The organism is Cognatundibacterium curvum, from assembly GCF_014284235.1.
Taxonomy (GTDB): domain Bacteria; phylum Pseudomonadota; class Gammaproteobacteria; order Burkholderiales; family Burkholderiaceae_D; genus Undibacterium; species Undibacterium curvum.
Map to the genome: position 1 here is coordinate 1 of NZ_JACOGD010000009.1, position 16,150 is coordinate 16,150.

Here is a 16,150-nt window from a genome sequence, read left to right on the forward strand (position 1 = left end):
TGCGGAAGTGGCTGGTGCTGCGGAGGCTGCAGTGGCAGAAGCTTCTTCTGCGAAGACTGGAGCGGCAACAGCTGCGGTCAGGGCCAGAACGGCGGCAGCCAGGAATGCGGAGAAACGGGTTTTCATTATGGTGCTTCCTTTAAACAAATTATTTAAGGTTGGTCGTGCTTACTGCTGTTTTTGTATGAGCGCTTGCCACCGGGGTGGCTTACGCTCGTTTGTAATTCCTCAGGAATGACGGGCGGTGGGTAGAACGGAGCTGACTCCGTTCTTGCCTGTTGCCTTAATCCAGCTTCCAGACGTACTGGACTTTGGTCCAGCTTTGTTGTGGCTTGCCATCCACTGTGCCTGGTTTGTTTTTGCAGGCACCGGACAACAACTGGGAGCGGACCGCATTGTCCAGACCGCGGAAGCCACTGGACTTCTCGATCTTGACGTCGGCGACGGTACCGTCTGCGCCGATCAGTACGGCCAAGGTGGTGATACCGGTTTCTTCATTACGCAGCGAAGCGCGTGGGTATTCCGGTTTGCAACCGCCCACATTGAAGTCGATCACAGGTGCCACGCTGACCGGGCCGGTGGACTTGGTTTCAGCCGCTGGCGGCGCTGGTGGCGCTGTCTTGGTGAAAGTTGGGTTTTCCGGCTTCTGGCTGGTCGTAGCAGAAATAGTGTTCTGTGGCTGTACCTGTGGCTGCACCTGCACTTCCGGCGGCGGAATGAATGGTGGCGGCGGAGCCAGCAGTTTCGGCGGCGGTGGTGGTGGCGTGTCTGGTGGTGGCGGAGGCGGTTTGACCTCTTCCACGATTTTTGTTTCTAGGGGCTTTTGAACGATTTCAACGAGCTTGGTGCCCAGGCCATTGGCCAGTGCGTACACCAATACCGCGTGAAATGCCACTACCAGCCCTATGCCCAGGAACTTCTTACCCGGCTCTTGCTGGCGATCTGAAAAATCCATTCCGACTGTCTCCTCAATCTAAGAATACGAAGGCGCTAATAATAACCGCTGTTGAATAAAAATTTTCGTCTTATGACTGAAAACTTTTCATATTTTTTGTACTTAAGCCAGAATTTTTCCAAATATAGAAACATTTACAGAAATTTTTTCGATCCTGCTATGCACATTATGGGTTAAATATTAATTCTGTTTGTTGCTGTCGTGGCGTTTTGTCATGCGCTGGATAGATGCTCCTCCTGTACAAAAAAACATCGGTGAAACTCAGTATCACATAAATTTTCGCGACTGGATATTGCTTGATCACTACATCTTAATTTAATTCTGTAAATGTGGTGATACTGCGTTGGGGAACATAAAAACCGGCGTGTGCCGCGTCATACCTGGCTTCCTGTGCGATTCTGCGATCCCCTGCCACGGTATTCTGATGCACAGGATGCAGTTGTAAAGGCAGATTATTAAGCCCAGGAATCTGTATCGATTGTGCTGTATCGGCGCTGTTAAAAATGACGATGATGCGACGGTATGCTTCGCCGGGTAAATTGCTGCCATCCAGCTGCATCACGATTAAGGCTGGATTTTGCTGAGCACCGGTATTGAAGAAGCGTAAACGCTGATTAATTTCAGTGGCATCGCTGAGCCGGAACAAGCCTGAACTCTGCCTGATTTTTAATAAATCCATTACGGCTGCCTTAGTGCTCAGGATATCTGTCTGCCCTGCTCTGATAGCGGTGTTCTCTAATAAGGGGCGTAACAGCGGATAGAACTGCTGATTATCTTTAGCAGGTGGCAGCCCGCGCCCATAGCCATTGCTGCGATAGCTCCAGTCGAGGACATTAAACCAGTCGCCGGAATTATAGCTATTACTATCCATGGATTTGGAGCGTAGGATTTCGCTGCCCGCATGCAGATAGGGTATGCCCTGACTGAGTAAGTTAAAGCCCAGGCCCAGCACCTGCACCCGCATTCTGTCTTCAGACGTACTGTTGTCCGGCAGTTTGTAGACATTCAGATCAAACAAGGTCTGGTTGTCATGGTTTTCTACGTAATTGACCACTTCACCTGGCTGGCTCGCATAGCCAGCAGGCTGACCGTTGTAATCGATATCCTGCAGACGTCGCTCAATATCATCTGCAGTTCGCATACGATAGCTGGCGACTGATCCGGCCAGGCCTAGTCTGACCATATCTGCTGCACGCATTTTTTCTTGCTGCGTGTATGCCTGGGTAATGCTGCTATTCGGGCGATCCAGCATGCCGTTGATATAGCCCTGGCGCTGGCGCATGCTGATAGGTGTGTCGCCGTGACCGCCACCGCGCAAGGCATCCCGCGCGCGGTCGCTGAACGTCGCAATCTGACTGCCATTTAATGAAAGCTGGCTGGCTTGTACAAAACGCTGATTATTAGCGACCTCACCGAAATTCCAACCCTCGCCGATCAATTGTATGGCGCGCCCGTTATCGGCTGTCAGCTGATCCCTGAGTTGTTCCATCACAGCGCGTGGCTGATGCCCCATCAAATCAAAGCGGAAAGAATCGATCTGGTATTGTTTAGCCCAGAGACGTACTGAATCCGTCATCAGCTTGGCCATCATCATGTGCTCAGTTGCGGTATTGCCGCAAGGCTGGCAAGTTGAGTCTTCGATTTTTCCGCTTGGACTCAGGCGATGATAGTAGCCGGGTACGATACGGTCCAACACGGAGCGTGCATGCTGACCAGTGTAGGCAGTATGGTTGTAGACCACATCCATGCCCACTCTGAGCTCGGCCTGATGCAGAGCCTGTACCAGTTGACGGAATTCGCGGATTCTGACGGCACCATCTTCGGGATTGCTGGCATAGCTACCTTCCGGTGCGCTGTAATGGTAAGGGTCATAGCCCCAGTTGAAACAATCCTTATCAGCGATTTTTGCGATCACAGCTTGTGCCTCAGGATCTGCACCTTTGCTGTTGATGCGTGGGCTGATGCAGTTTTTTTCCGGGATAGTTGCAATGTCGAATACTGGCAGCAGATGGACATCGGTCAGGCCAGCCTGGCTTAATTCTTTCAGGTGTCGCATGCCCTTGGCATTACTGTGTGTGAAAGCCAGAAATTTACCCCGGTCACGATGCGGCACACTGTCATCTGAAATCGAGAAATCCCTTACATGCAATTCATAGATCGCCATGTCTGTCGCCGTTTTGACGCGCTGCGGGCGTTGTTGCCGATCCCATCCGGCCGGTTTTAAACTGGCTGCATTTAAATCGGCGATATAGCTGCGTTGCGAATCGGTATTGAGGCTGATGGAGTAGGGGTCTGTGACCAGATTACGTACTATGCCGGTGCCTGGTACATACACGTCCACCAGATAGCGATAGTAATGGCCGGATAGATTTTGCTTCAGTGCTGTATGCCAGGTGCCACGCGCAGTGTCAAAACGCATGGGGCTGAGCTGGCTTGCATGCGCTTTGCCATTCTTATAAACGCAGGCCGCAACTTGTGCCGCAGTTGGTGCCCATAACTGAAAGTGCGTCCGGGTATTTTTTTCATCTTGCTTAGGCAGACTGACGCCGAGTGTGGCCTGTTGCGCATCTATATATAAGGCATCGAGTGCAGCAGCATGCTGCAAATGGGTGTAGCTGAGGACTCTGCCCTTGCTATCTTCTTTTGCGATGATCAGTTGCGAGTGCAGTAATTGTCGTATCCGGTCAGGGGATTGCTGTAACTGGAATTGAAGCCCTGCTGGCAGATACTGAAATTGTGCTTGGGTTGGTTTGGCCGCAAAGCGTGTGAGCGGTGTCAGTGTCAGCTTGCCATCCTCACCTTGCATGCTGCCATCTTGTGCGATGTGCAATCTTGCCGGGTTCGAATAGTAAAGACGGTAATGCCCGGTAGCAGCGTCAGCCGTTTGCTCTGACCAATGGATCAGCGTGGCGCTCAGCCATTGCGCACGAGCCTGATTTTGCTTGAGTTGACTGGCTTGCAAAACGGCCTGGTGGCTGTGCATGTCGCAATCCGTCAGATCTTGTGTGGACTTAGTTGTATTGATAGCGGCCCAGCACGATGTGCTTGCCGCAAATAGCAGCACAAATGCTGCGTGGGGTCGTATGGCGCGCAACAAAGAAATTGTCTCAGTCATTATGATGTTGTAGTTAAGTAGTTTGACTACATTGAATATCTCGGAAATTTAACATTATTGTGCCCTCAGGGGAAGTGAAGTCGTTGTTCTTTCAAGAGTGATCGGTGATAAGGGTAAAAAAATAGACAGTATTCCAGAATGAATGTAGTATTCCTACATATTGTGTGCTGGCACTGTGGCCAGACACCTGTGGTTCACAATTGACCCCGGAAATTTTTTTAAGTGAGAAAACGGTGCAGGAAATCACAATGCAAGCTGACGTGACCCCCCGCCTGCTGGCCGACATCGGCGGTACAAACGCACGTTTTGCTATCGAAGTCGGTCCGCAGCAATTTGAGCGGGTGCAGGTATTCGCCTGTAATGCCTACCCGGATTTGCGCAGCGCGATTCTGGCTTATCTGAAATCGATCCAACAGGATGGTTTGTGCTGTGACGGTATTAAGGATGCGGCGATTGCAATTGCTAATCCTGTTGTGGGTGACATCGTCAGTATGACCAATCATCACTGGAGTTTCTCTATCCAGGAGCTAAAGCGATCGCTGCAGTTGAATACGCTGTTGGTGGTGAATGATTTCACCGCATTGGCGATGGCCTTGCCACATCTTAGTATCAGCGAAAAAGTACAGATAGGCGGAGGTACGCCACAGCCCGCCAAGGTCATCGGGCTGATCGGTGCCGGAACCGGACTTGGTGTATCTGGCATTATTCCTTGCGGTCAGCGTTGGATACCGCTATGCAGTGAGGGCGGGCACGTCACTTATTCACCGGTTGATAAGTTAGAGACCCGTATACTGGAGCGTATCTGGCGTGACTTTCCTCATGTATCAGCGGAGCGCCTGATTTCCGGTATGGGCATAGAACTGCTGTATCGCGTGATCGCTGAATTGAGCGATGTGGAACTGCACATGCCATTGACTGCCGCAGAGATCAGTCAGCATGCATTGGATGGCAGTTGCGCGCTGTCTCATCAGACCATGTCTTTGTTCTGCGCTATGCTGGGTACGGTAGCGGGTAATCTGGCGATGACACTGGGTGCGGGCGGCGGGATTTACATCGGTGGCGGCATCGTGCCAAGATTGGGCGAATTCTTTGTACAGTCTGCTTTCCGTCAGCGCTTTGAGGCCAAGGGGCGCTTTTCTGCATTTTTGGCTCAGATTCCGACTTTCGTGATTACTGCCCAATACCCTGCATTTCTGGGCGTCTCCGCGATACTCGACGAGCATCTGCGTGATCAGGCACATAGTCCGTGACGCGCATGCGGCAGGACAGGTGCAGCGCTGTATCAGCTTGATTTCATCCGTTTTTTTTGCCTGCCTCAAAGTATGAAGGCGCAGCAATTGGGTATCCGTATAAAAAGATAGAAGGCTATGAAAACTTCCAACGATTTGCAAAATTCAGTGCATCCTACCCAGTCTCCGCAGTGGTGGCGTGAGGCGGTGATTTATCAGGTATATCCACGCAGTTTTGCAGACAGCAATGGCGATGGTGTCGGTGACTTGCCTGGTATTACCGCAAGACTCGATTACATTGCGGCGCTGGGCGTGGATATGGTCTGGATTTCTCCGTTTTTTAAATCGCCTATGGCGGATTTTGGATACGATGTTTCCGATTATTGCGATGTTGATCCGCTGTTCGGAACGCTGGAAGACTTTGATCGCTTGCTGGAAAAAGCACATAGTCTCGGTCTCAAAATTATGATTGATCAGGTGTTGTCGCACTGCTCGGATCAGCACCCTTGGTTTATCGAGAGTCGCCAGAGCCGCGATAATCCTAAGGCCGACTGGTATGTCTGGGCTGATCCGCGTCCGGATGGCACGCCACCGAACAACTGGCTGTCGGTATTTGGTGGCTCATCCTGGCAATGGGATGCACGTCGTCGCCAGTATTACCTGCATAATTTTTTGACCAGCCAGCCGGATCTGAATTTCCATCATCCTGACGTGCAGCAAGCGCATCTGGATGCGATGCGTTTCTGGCTGGCGCGTGGTGTGGACGGCTTCCGGCTGGATGCATGTAATTTCCATTTCCATGATCAGCAATTGCGCAGCAATCCGCCCGCGACCAAGCGCGATACCAAGACGGTGCAGGATACCAATCCTTACGGCATGCAAGCGCATATTTATGATAAAACCCAACCGGAAAATCTGGCCTTCCTACAGCGTGTGCGGGCTTTACTGAATGAGTATGATGCGGTGGCGATTGGTGAGGTCGGTGCCGACGATTCGCTGTCCGTGATGGCGCAATATACTGAAGGTGAAGATAAGCTGCATATGGCCTACAGCTTCAATCTGTTGACGCCATCAGTCACCGCGGGCTATATCCGCGAACAGGTTGAGCAATATGAGTCACGCGTTAAAGGCGGTTGGGTCTCCTGGTCAGTGGGTAATCACGATGTGGCACGCGTCATGTCGCGCTGGGGCAGCGCTGCACCAAGCCCGGCGTTCGCGAAAATGATCTACGCCTTACAAATGGCCTTACGCGGCACACCCTGTTTGTATCAGGGCGATGAGCTTGGTCTGACCGAGGCCGAAATTGCGTTTGAAGATATTCAGGACCCTTACGGTAAAACCTTTTGGCCAGAGTTTAAAGGACGTGACGGTTGTCGTACGCCTATGCCATGGCAGGCGGCTGCACCGTATGGCGGCTTTTCCACACAAAAGCCCTGGTTGCCTGTGCCTGCAGAACATTTGCCGAAAGCTGCAGACCAGCAGGAATCCGATCCACAATCTGTACTCAATTATGTACGCCATATTTTGCGCTGGCGTAAGCAGCAAGCGGTGCTGTTACACGGCGATATACGCTTCCTCGATGCGCCTGAACCGGTACTGCTGTTAGCGCGTCGCCTGGGTGAGCAGCAAGTATTTGCTGCGTTCAATTTGTCGCCAGATACCGTGACTTTGAATCTGCCGGACATTGCAGGAGCCAGCACGCTGGAGGCGGTGCAATTGCCTTACGAACGTGATGGCGCAGTGCTGACGCTGCCAGCCTGGGGTGGCTGGTTTGGTCTGCAATCAAACTGAAGACGCATTATGCGACGCTGGCGCAGCGTTGGTGCTTGCTGTAACTGTTACTGGCAATGAATACAGGTCTATGCTGCAGCGCCTTGTCTGCGTCTGACTTTTCCTGGCTTGTTCCCGCGTGGTGCAGACTGAATGAGGGCTCATCGCGGCCGGTGTTCGCTTCGTTTTTGCCTTGCAAGACGCGTTAGTTCATTGAAGGAAATTTTTATTTGCCACGCAAATAAAGATTGTCGTCAAAGGTCAGCAACCACGCGGGGCGATACACCGCAAAGATAGTGACCAGAAACCCCACCAGAAATGCCTCTCCCCATACCAGCAACAGCATGTAGGCAATCGCATCGGCTGGTAGTGTGGCTTCGGGGAATAGCAGGCTGCGCAACAGCATCGTACTGCCTCCCACACTGGCATTGACCAGTAAGACACCAAAGAAGCCATTGCCGAACAAATACACAAACATATGAAGTGGCAGATATTGCTGGGTCTTTTTCAACAGTAAATCACTGAGCCAGCATGGGATAACAGCCAGCAGCAATATGTTTGCGCCCAGATTTGACCAGTTGCCTTCGTATTCAAAGGTGTACAGCACGACCGCGATACTGATACCGCAAATTGCGAGGTGGCGGCCAAACATCAGGCTAAACAGCGCAACACCGCTCAGATGGAGATGCAGATCAGGCAGCACCGGGACCCGCATACGCCAGATCAGGGCTAGCAGAATGATGCTGGCACACCAGGCTGAAAAAACGGTGGGCTGTTCCAGTTGCGCCTTGCGCACCGAACGCAGCGCATGTAGCAGCGCCAGTGCCGCCGGGGCGGCCAGCATCAATGCCCAGAACAGGCTGAGCGGACTATAAAAGATTCCCATGATGTTCTCTCCTGACTTGCTTATAGCATAGTCAGGCTGCAGCTATTTTGCAGTGGCGCATACCGGTATTAAAAAACTTCAATTAAAAAACTTCAATTTAAAAACGTCAACGCAGTGTGGACATGGTCTCAAGCGTGTCCTCATTGTCACTTTCGAGCTTATTCATCAAGCCGAACTGACGCCGGTAGCGCGAGGGGCTGCAGTGTAGCGATAGCCGGAAATGATGACGCATGCTTTCTTCGGAGCCGAAGCCGCAGTGTGCGGCGATATGCGCGAGTGGGAGGGCAGTTTCTTCCAGTAATTCACAGGCGCTGGCAATGCGTTCGCGGGTCAGCCAGACACCCGGTGACATACCGGTACTGTCAGTGAATTGACGCTGCAGGGTACGTATGCTGACTGCCGCGATCCTGGCCATTTTCGCGAGGGGATAACTTTGCCCCGGTTCCGCACGGATTTGCTGCATCAGGACTTGCAGCCCACCGGACCCGGCGGGTAATACCGGACGCGGTAAATACTGGGCCTGACCGCCATCTCTATGCCCGGATACCACCATGCGGCGTGCCACCAGATTGGCGATACGGTCACCGTGATCTTTGCGCACCAGATGCAGCAGCATATCGATGCCTGCAGCAGATCCGGCCGATGTCACGATGTTGCCCTCATCGACATACAACACATTTTGATTGACGCGAATCGCAGGAAATTGACGCTGCAACTCTGCAGCGTAACGCCAGTGTGTGGTTGCGGTTTTTCCATTTAGCAAACCTGCTGCGGCCAACACGAAAACTCCCGAGCAGATAGAGGCAATTCTGGCGCCACGTGCTGCTGCCGCGCGTAAAGCCTCAGTCAGTTCGATAGGAACTGGCACCTCCACCCCCTGCCAACCCGGAATGACTATGCTATCTGCGCGTGCCAGCAGGCTCAGATCGTGTTCGCACTGAATACGCAAACCGCCTGCAGCCCGCATGTGGTATGGGGTCAGGCTGCACACTGCAAACTGATACCAATCGGTTTGTAATTCCGGTCTGTGCAGGGCAAATACTTCGGTTACACAGCCGAATTCGAAAGTGCATAAACCTTCATAAGCAAGTGCCGCAACCAGATGATTTTTCATGGCGTAATCTTAACGTAGATTGACTTAAGTGCCACTGGTGCCAGGCATATATTCAAGTCAAAATAATGTCCATACTTAGCCTGAAAGGAAATGCGATGTCATTGGTTACCGAAGTTGCTGCAGCAGACAGTCCACGCGCACTGGCGCATTTTTCTGCCATGCTGGAATGGGAAACGGATTGCTGGGATGTACAGGATGCAATCAATAGCGGACAGCAGGATTTTGTGTTGCTGGATGTGCGCAGCCATGCCATGTATGCGGCTGGACATATACCGGGTGCGATCAGTTTGCCACATGGAAAAATCGTGGTATCAACCATGAAGAACTATGCTGCCGGGGCTTTGTTTGTCGTCTATTGTGCGGGGCCGCATTGCAATGGAGCGATACGCGCGGCGATACGGCTGGCCCGTCTCGGCTTGCCAGTCAAAACCATGCCTGGTGGTGTGACAGGCTGGATCGATGAGGGCTTTCCACTGATTTCAGAAGCAGTCTGAAGGGGGGGGCTGTATTTTGAGCGGGTGGAGCTGAATGAGGCAGCTGCACGGATGTCTGTGCTGCTTCCATACCCGTGAATTTCATTTATAATGCCCGGCGTCGTGTATGAAAATACACATCCGTAAGCGTTTAACGTCAAGCAACGCGCCCACTGTTACCGGCCAGAACCGGTGCAGTCGCTATGCGTAGTTTGCTTGGCGGGCGCTGCTCTGGTCGCTTATGGAAGCTAAATATATGCAGTTACATACCTCAAACACTATTTTCGGATTGCCTAAATTACCGGCTCGCTATGCGTCACTGGTAATGCCGTTCTTGTTGTCGATTTTGATGACTTGCGTGGTATCTGCCATCAGCACTTTGCGCAGCCTGGGCTGGTCTCCCAGCTTTATACATGTCTGGCTGGGCGCCTGGGGCATCTCCTGGCTATTTGCATTCCCCACCTTGTTAATCGCCTTGCCTGTCGTCAGGAAGCTCACCGGCTATCTGGTTCGTTCAGTTTGATTCCATCGCGAAGACAACAAAAAGCCAGCGTTTGCTGGCTTTTTGTTGTGCAACCTGATTAGGCTTTGATCAGGCTTTGATCATATTCATGATGCCGGTAATCATTTGCTTGCTGAGTGCAGGCAGATTGTTTTTCTCTAAAGTCAGCCAGCGTATCATCACGCGGTGACAAGCGCCCATCATCAAATCCTGTAACAGAATCGGGTCGATTTTCTTGGTAATAACACCGGCTTTTTGTCCACGCTTGATGGTTGCATGGCCCGCCAGACTCACGCGCAACTGCAGGAAGTGGCGCTTGCTTACCCAGTAAGTCTGAGGGATATTCAAAAATACGATGCTGGCGATATTCGGGTTTTTAGCGAAATATTGCACCCATGCCTCAAAAAAAGCACGTATCTGCTGATCGGCTGAGCGTGGGCGGCGTGCCGCTGCCAATGCCTGTTCATTTAACTTTTCTATGTCTTGGCGCACGCAGGCATACAACATTTCTTCTTTACTGCCGAAATACTTGTATATCGTTTGTGGGCTGACCCTGGCTTTTTTGCAAATTTCGCGTATGCCAACGTCGTTAAATGAATTTTTTGCAAACATCGTCAATATCGTACGACGTAAGTTTTCTAAGGTGGCGGCGTCAATGACGCGTCTATCGTTCTTCATTAGCGTAGATATGCAAATTGTGCGTTAAATGGAGTAGCTGATCTTACTTAATGACAAAAAAGGCATGGGACGAACCAGCAAAAAGCATGGATCATAATGGAGATTAATGTCGGAGACGTCCGGAATGCTAAATTTATTCTTCGTCAATATTTAATTGAGATTTAGATAATATCGAAAAATGCTCTGGTTGCGTACAACTTACCATCTAAATTTCATAAAAAGGGAAGTTGTTCTGCGACAAAACAAAGTATGCATTAAACGACGTTTTGATGCTAATTTTCTCTAATTTGAAGTAACAATAAGTAACGTCTGTTTTCAGATTGAAATCACTCGCTGCCCAAAATAAGAAAAAAATTCTCGCAAGTGAGCACGGTTGCATAAGGGAAATGTTTTCTGTACTTGGGTAAATCCAATATTTGATTTCACTGAAATGTATCTATTTGCAAATTGCGAAGCTGGGCTTTACTTCTTTATGTAACAATAATCCCTGAACTTAAGTCTTGGCCACGCTGGCTGCGTGACGGCGTGCTGCGCAGCAGCTTGCACAAGCTGTAGCACCCTTAGCGTGCCCTGCCAGAGATTGACCTAAGTCTGACGTAACGATCTTTCCATACACCAGGGTTGTTGACATTTTCAGTTAGCGCCAACATTGAGCATTTAGCTTATGCATAAAGATCACGGGCTGCATACAGCCCAAATGCAGAGCGGCAAGTTTCACCAGGCTCACAGGTTCTTCTGGCGCTGCGTTGCGCTTGTAACCGGATCGCCGGCCTGGAAGGCCAGGTCTGAGTTTGTTGTATTCCACTCACAGTGTGCAACTTCTCCATTTGACTCACCAGGCCAGGCACCTGCGGCAGGCTTTGCACCCAACCAATGTAATGTTATCTGGCTCCAGGCATTTGCCTTGTTTTCGCAATATTGCTGTCTTGCGTAATGGTGTAGGTGAAGTGCTATTTTTGGGAAAGAGAGAAAAATTTGGGATTTGAGAAACGCTATCCAGGCAAAGCTGTTTGGACTTATTTGCTGACTGGTATTACGTTGACTGGCATGCTTGCGTTTGTGAGTGTCCTGCTTGCATGGCCGTTATCCGGCTCCCGCGTATTTTCAGCTTGGCTGTTACTGTTGATAGGATTGCTGCTGACATGGCTCCTCAGCGCCTATCTGAGATGGAAAGACAGTCGCAGCTTATCGGCGCTGGAAACGCAAAGTTATCAGGATGCCGCTCAGCTTGCCATATTGCAAGAACGGGCCGATAGTTTGACGAAAGCGCTGGATACCAGCAATCAGCGTCTGATTGAAGCCTTGCAGCAAATAGATCAGATGCGGCATCAGTTCATGGAAAATGAGCGTTATCTGATGCTGGATGCGCTGGTGCATGGCGTGGCCAGTGAGCTGGTATCGCCAGTCAGTAATCTGGTCCTGTTGAATTCCACGTTGGCGGATGCCTCCGTCCAGTTAAAAAAAATGGCGGAAGGCGAAGCCACGCGCAGCGGTTTGCGTAATCTCTCTGCCCAGTTTCAGCAGGGTACCAGCATGCTGAGTCAGAACCTGCAAAAGGTGGATGATCTGATGCTCAGCGTAAAGCAATTGGTATCGGGTCAGCGCAATAGCCAGAAACGTGAATTTTCCTTGCAGACTATGCTGGATGAAAGCTGTGCAGCCTTGCAGAGCAGGGTCAGACTCTCCAATCACGTGATGCTGATCGAGGTGGAATACGGCATCGTGATGAACTCTTATCCGGGTGCGATTACGCAACTGATGCTTAACCTGTTTAATAATGCATTTGTGCATGCTTTAGATGGCGTGGAGCAGGGCCTGATCAGTCTTAAAGCCTGCAAATCCGATGATGACACAGTCAGGATTATTTTTTCCGATAATGGTCAGGGTATCGACGAAGCCTTGCTCAAAGAAATACTGCAACCCATGTTGCTCAAAAAAATAGGCAAAGCAGGCTGTGGACTGGGACTGCATGTGTGTCAGCATCTGGTCAGTTTTGTACTCGGTGGCCGTATGCTGGTGGAAAGCAAGACCGGTGTGGGCACGACGATTACGGTGTATTTGCCGCTGGAAGCGCCCGATGTGTCCACGGGAACCATCAAAGTCGGGGTACCGAAAGATGTGTACGATGACTGGCAATTGCTGTTGCAGCAGGGCCTGGCTTATGATGCAGCGTCTCCGGCTTTTGACGGTTTTGACAGGATAAGGCGGGATCTGGTCGAGCTGCGCTTTCTGATGCAGGCCTTGCGCGACTATTTGCCAGAGTCGGAGGCCGTGCTGGTACCCGTGACCGACTATGCGACCGGGCTGCGTATGCTGCAAACCGCGCAGTTATCCGTGCTGGGAACCACAGTATGGGAAACGGATGCACAGGCCATTGCAAGCGAGGTGCTGCTGTCTGCGCCCGTCATCACTGCAGAGCAATCCCTGGTTGGTATTTACACTTTACCCGGCAATGAAATGGCTTTACGTTGCCGCAAAAAAGAAGACTTGCGTGATCTGCGCTTTGTTTGCAGTAAAGACTGGAGCGTGGACTGGACGACTTTGCAGCAGCTTGGCGTGAAGCATTGCCTGGAGTTGAAAAACTGGCATGAAATGGTGCTCATGCTGGCGGAGGGCGAAGTCGATGCCATACTCGCGCCATTTTCTATGCGGGATGATCTGGCGCTGCAGGTGGATGGACATATCTTTGTTCCGGTGCCGGGCATACGGGTAGCCTTGCGTGCCAGCCGCCATTTTGCGCTCAGCCCCGACGGCTATGGCCCACAATTGATGGAAAAGGTAATGCCTGGCATATTGGCTGAGGTCGACAACGGCCACTTTGCGTCAGCCTTGCTGCAATGTGGTTATCTGAATCAGGCCACCAGTACTTGGGAAATCTGGTAATGATATGCCGCTGCGAACTGTGCACATTGCGCTGAAAAATCTTCATCGTTCACTTGAAAATTTTGTCAGGTGGCTCGTTTGAGCCACTTTTAGCCCTTAGCCAGGTGGATCAGGACCAATTTTTAGCGACAACTACCGCTGTGCTGGCTCACTGGTACAACCAATTCTTTAACTGCCACTGGCCTGCGTATCTTCGTCTTGCCGGAAATAGCGCCGTACAAAGTCGATATGGGTATGCATGGCAGTGCGTGCTTCTTCGGGTTCTCCATCGCAAATCGCATCGGCAAAAGCCTGGTGCTGCTGCATCAGCTGAGCTGAAATCACCGGGTCCTGTTGCCGCATACCGACGCCGTTGACGGTGATGTGTTCACGTAACATGCTGATGATGCTGGTCTGTAAATGCAGGAACATCACATTGTGCGAAGCCATCGCAATTGCTTCATGTAGCTGTGCGTCGGCATCGGATTCGGCCACGGTATCCTGTTCGTCATGCGCGGTTTTCAGGGCCAGCATCAGACTACGGATTTTTTGTTTATCGCTGTCAGTGGCGCGTTGTGCCGCGAAATAGGCGGTGGCTCCCTCTAAGACGCGCCGGAATTCCAGAATATCCGAGCGTAACGCCGGATGATCGCTGACTAATTGCGCCCACGGCGAAGGCAGATGACTGCGCAATTGTTCACTCACAAACACACCGGCACCGGGTTTGACGCGTAACAGGCCGCGCGCTGCCAGCCGCTGTATCGCTTCGCGTACCGTATTGCGCGACACCGTGTATTGCTCCGCCAGCTGGCGTTCCGGCGCTAAACGGCTGCCACTGGGCAGGCTGCCATCCAGCAGCGCACTCTCCAGCTTACGCATTACTTCTTCTACCCGGCCTCGGCTGCTTGTCGTCATTGTGTATTCCGTATCAATTGGTCCTACCAATTTGGTGATCTGTCAGGTCGCTGAGATTATACGCAAAACTTTTACTTATAAATCGTCACAATCAGCAGCCGGAGACCCGCGTGCAAAGCAGAATCTATCCCAAGCGATCTGAACACGTTTACCTGTTCGTTACCTGTCTGGTCGATATGTTTGTGCCCGAGGCCGGCATGGATGCGGTACGCCTGCTGGAACGGGAAGGCATTACGGTGCACTATCCCGAACAGCAAAGCTGTTGTGGCCAGCCCGCTTACAGCAGCGGCAATCCTGAGCAGGCACGTGCCGTGGCTGCCGCCCAGATGGCTTTGTTTACTGAAGACTGGCCGGTCATCGTTCCTTCTGGCTCCTGCGCTGGCATGATGCGCCATCACTGGGTAAGGCTGTTTGCTGATGATGCGCAGCAGGCGCAACGCGCAGCCAATTTGTCGGAACGTGTGTTTGAACTCACTGAATATTTGCAGCAGGTATTGCAGCTGGATTTCGCGCAGCTGGCGCAGGCCAATACCCAGACCGAACGCGTTGCTTTGCATACGTCCTGCGGCGCAAGGCGTGAGATGGGTACCCGGCAGCACGGCGTGGCGACACTGGCGCAACTGCACGCCGTGACGCTGGCGGAACATCAGCGTGAATCCGAATGCTGTGGCTTTGGCGGTACCTTCTCACTCAAACATCCCGCCATCTCCGGTGCGATGGTAATGGATAAACTGGCCGCCTTGCGTGCCACTTCCTGTCAAGGCGTGGTCACAGCCGATTGTGGCTGCCTGCTGAATCTGCGCCATGCCGCTGAATACCAACAGCAGCCAGTCCGCATTGAACACATGGCGAGTTTTTTATGGCGTCGTACCAATGCAGCCGATGCATTGCAAGCCGATCTGCCATCCAACAAACCCGCAGGAGAGCCAGTATGAGCGCCGCGCGTGAGCTGATTTTGCAGCGTTTGCGAACTGCGGCACAGCAGAGTGCGCCAGCGGCACCGGTGGCGCAACTGGATGCCCGCATCCAGCAACACTTTCAGGCCAAAAAGCGGCCAGCAGCCGCATATTTGCTCAGTGAAATGCAAAAACAGCTGGAGCTGTTACATGCCGAAGTCCTGTGCTGCAAAGAGGCCGACTGGCCAGCACAACTGGCTCAAAAATTAAGTGCGACGACAGTCAGGCGTGTGCTGACCCATACCGCGCATCCTGCGAGTCAGGCCTTGCAAGCTTGCTTGCCGGCGCAGTTTGAACTGCTGGATTTTGATCAGCCTATAGAACACTGGAAGCAGGCTTTGTTTGAACAGATTGATGCCGGATTTACGGTGGTGCGCTCAGCCATCGCCAGTACCGGCACCCTGATCGTTGCCGCTGCACCGGACATGCCGCGCACGATGTCGCTGGTGCCGCCGCTGCATATCGCGCTGCTGTATGCGAGTCAGTTACACGCCGATCTGTACACCGCCTGTCAGGCTGAGGGCTGGGCGCAAGGTATGCCCAGTAATCTGGTAATGATTTCCGGCCCGTCCAAAACTTCCGATATTCAGCAAACCCTGGCCTATGGAGCACATGGTCCGCGTGCGCTGTGGGTGGTTTTGATCGATGACCTTGGCGATGAGCTGGCCAGTGAGCTTAGCGATAAGCTGGCTTAA

Annotated in this window: 13 protein-coding genes; 7 read left to right on the top strand and 6 right to left on the bottom strand. The window is 52.0% G+C overall.

All coding sequences use genetic code 11. The features are described 5' to 3' along the window. Nucleotides 1-283: 283 nt before the first annotated feature. Together H8K43_RS16065 and H8K43_RS16070 are read right to left on the bottom strand one after the other, a co-directional pair. Nucleotides 284-955 carry an energy transducer TonB gene (locus tag H8K43_RS16065; RefSeq protein ID WP_186904780.1) on the bottom strand — a complete coding sequence of 224 codons (672 nt, stop codon included), beginning with the start codon at nt 953-955 and terminating at the stop codon, nt 284-286. Nucleotides 956-1,265: 310 nt separating this feature from the next. Then, nucleotides 1,266-3,938, bottom strand: a complete 2,673-nt coding sequence (locus H8K43_RS16070) for an alpha-1,6-glucosidase domain-containing protein (RefSeq protein WP_186904781.1) — start codon at nt 3,936-3,938, stop codon at nt 1,266-1,268. Nucleotides 3,939-4,318: 380 nt separating this feature from the next. On the opposite strand from H8K43_RS16070, the gene H8K43_RS16075 reads away from it, so the two are divergent. Beyond that, entirely contained in the window at nt 4,319-5,320 is a 1,002-nt protein-coding gene (locus H8K43_RS16075) for a glucokinase (RefSeq protein ID WP_186904782.1), read from the top strand. A gap of 117 nt (nt 5,321-5,437) precedes the next feature. Continuing rightward, nucleotides 5,438-7,090 (top strand): alpha-glucosidase family protein, encoded by a 1,653-nt coding sequence (locus H8K43_RS16080; protein WP_186904783.1) that lies wholly within the window; start codon nt 5,438-5,440, stop codon nt 7,088-7,090. Nucleotides 7,091-7,295: 205 nt separating this feature from the next. Here H8K43_RS16080 and H8K43_RS16085 read toward each other — a convergent pair whose 3' ends face one another. Both H8K43_RS16085 and ftrA read right to left on the bottom strand, forming a co-directional pair. Beyond that, on the bottom strand, nt 7,296-7,955 hold the full coding sequence (locus tag H8K43_RS16085) for an energy-coupling factor ABC transporter permease (protein ID WP_186904784.1): 660 nt from the start codon (nt 7,953-7,955) through the stop codon (nt 7,296-7,298). 106 nt (nt 7,956-8,061) lie between these two features. Next, nucleotides 8,062-9,069 (bottom strand): transcriptional regulator FtrA, encoded by a 1,008-nt coding sequence (gene ftrA, locus H8K43_RS16090; RefSeq protein WP_186904785.1) that lies wholly within the window; start codon nt 9,067-9,069, stop codon nt 8,062-8,064. A 95-nt stretch (nt 9,070-9,164) separates the two neighbouring features. Between ftrA and H8K43_RS16095 the strand changes: the two genes are divergently transcribed. Together H8K43_RS16095 and H8K43_RS16100 are read left to right on the top strand one after the other, a co-directional pair. Further along, nucleotides 9,165-9,563 (top strand): rhodanese-like domain-containing protein, encoded by a 399-nt coding sequence (locus tag H8K43_RS16095; RefSeq protein WP_186904786.1) that lies wholly within the window; start codon nt 9,165-9,167, stop codon nt 9,561-9,563. 235 nt (nt 9,564-9,798) lie between these two features. Beyond that, the gene (locus H8K43_RS16100; protein WP_230404048.1) at nt 9,799-10,065 is read left to right on the top strand and encodes a DUF2798 domain-containing protein; all 267 of its coding nucleotides are present in this window, start codon (nt 9,799-9,801) and stop codon (nt 10,063-10,065) included. A 69-nt stretch (nt 10,066-10,134) separates the two neighbouring features. Here the strand turns inward: H8K43_RS16100 and H8K43_RS16105 are convergent, their stop codons facing one another. Beyond that, nucleotides 10,135-10,722: a TetR/AcrR family transcriptional regulator gene (locus H8K43_RS16105; protein WP_186904788.1), complete on the bottom strand. Its 588-nt coding sequence runs from the start codon at nt 10,720-10,722 to the stop codon at nt 10,135-10,137. Between the two features lie 1,131 nt (nt 10,723-11,853). Here H8K43_RS16105 and H8K43_RS16110 point away from each other — a divergent pair. Next, the gene (locus H8K43_RS16110; RefSeq protein WP_186904789.1) at nt 11,854-13,605 is read left to right on the top strand and encodes a sensor histidine kinase; all 1,752 of its coding nucleotides are present in this window, start codon (nt 11,854-11,856) and stop codon (nt 13,603-13,605) included. 168 nt (nt 13,606-13,773) lie between these two features. On the opposite strand, the gene H8K43_RS16115 is transcribed toward H8K43_RS16110, so the two are convergent. Beyond that, nucleotides 13,774-14,499, bottom strand: a complete 726-nt coding sequence (locus H8K43_RS16115) for a FadR/GntR family transcriptional regulator (protein WP_186904790.1) — start codon at nt 14,497-14,499, stop codon at nt 13,774-13,776. 110 nt (nt 14,500-14,609) lie between these two features. Between H8K43_RS16115 and H8K43_RS16120 the strand changes: the two genes are divergently transcribed. After that, complete coding sequence (locus H8K43_RS16120; protein WP_186904791.1) at nt 14,610-15,434, top strand: (Fe-S)-binding protein; 825 nt, start codon at nt 14,610-14,612, stop codon at nt 15,432-15,434. Next, on the top strand, nt 15,431-16,150 hold the full coding sequence (locus tag H8K43_RS16125; RefSeq protein ID WP_186904792.1) for a LutC/YkgG family protein: 720 nt from the start codon (nt 15,431-15,433) through the stop codon (nt 16,148-16,150). Before H8K43_RS16120 ends, H8K43_RS16125 begins: the two co-directional genes overlap by 4 nt.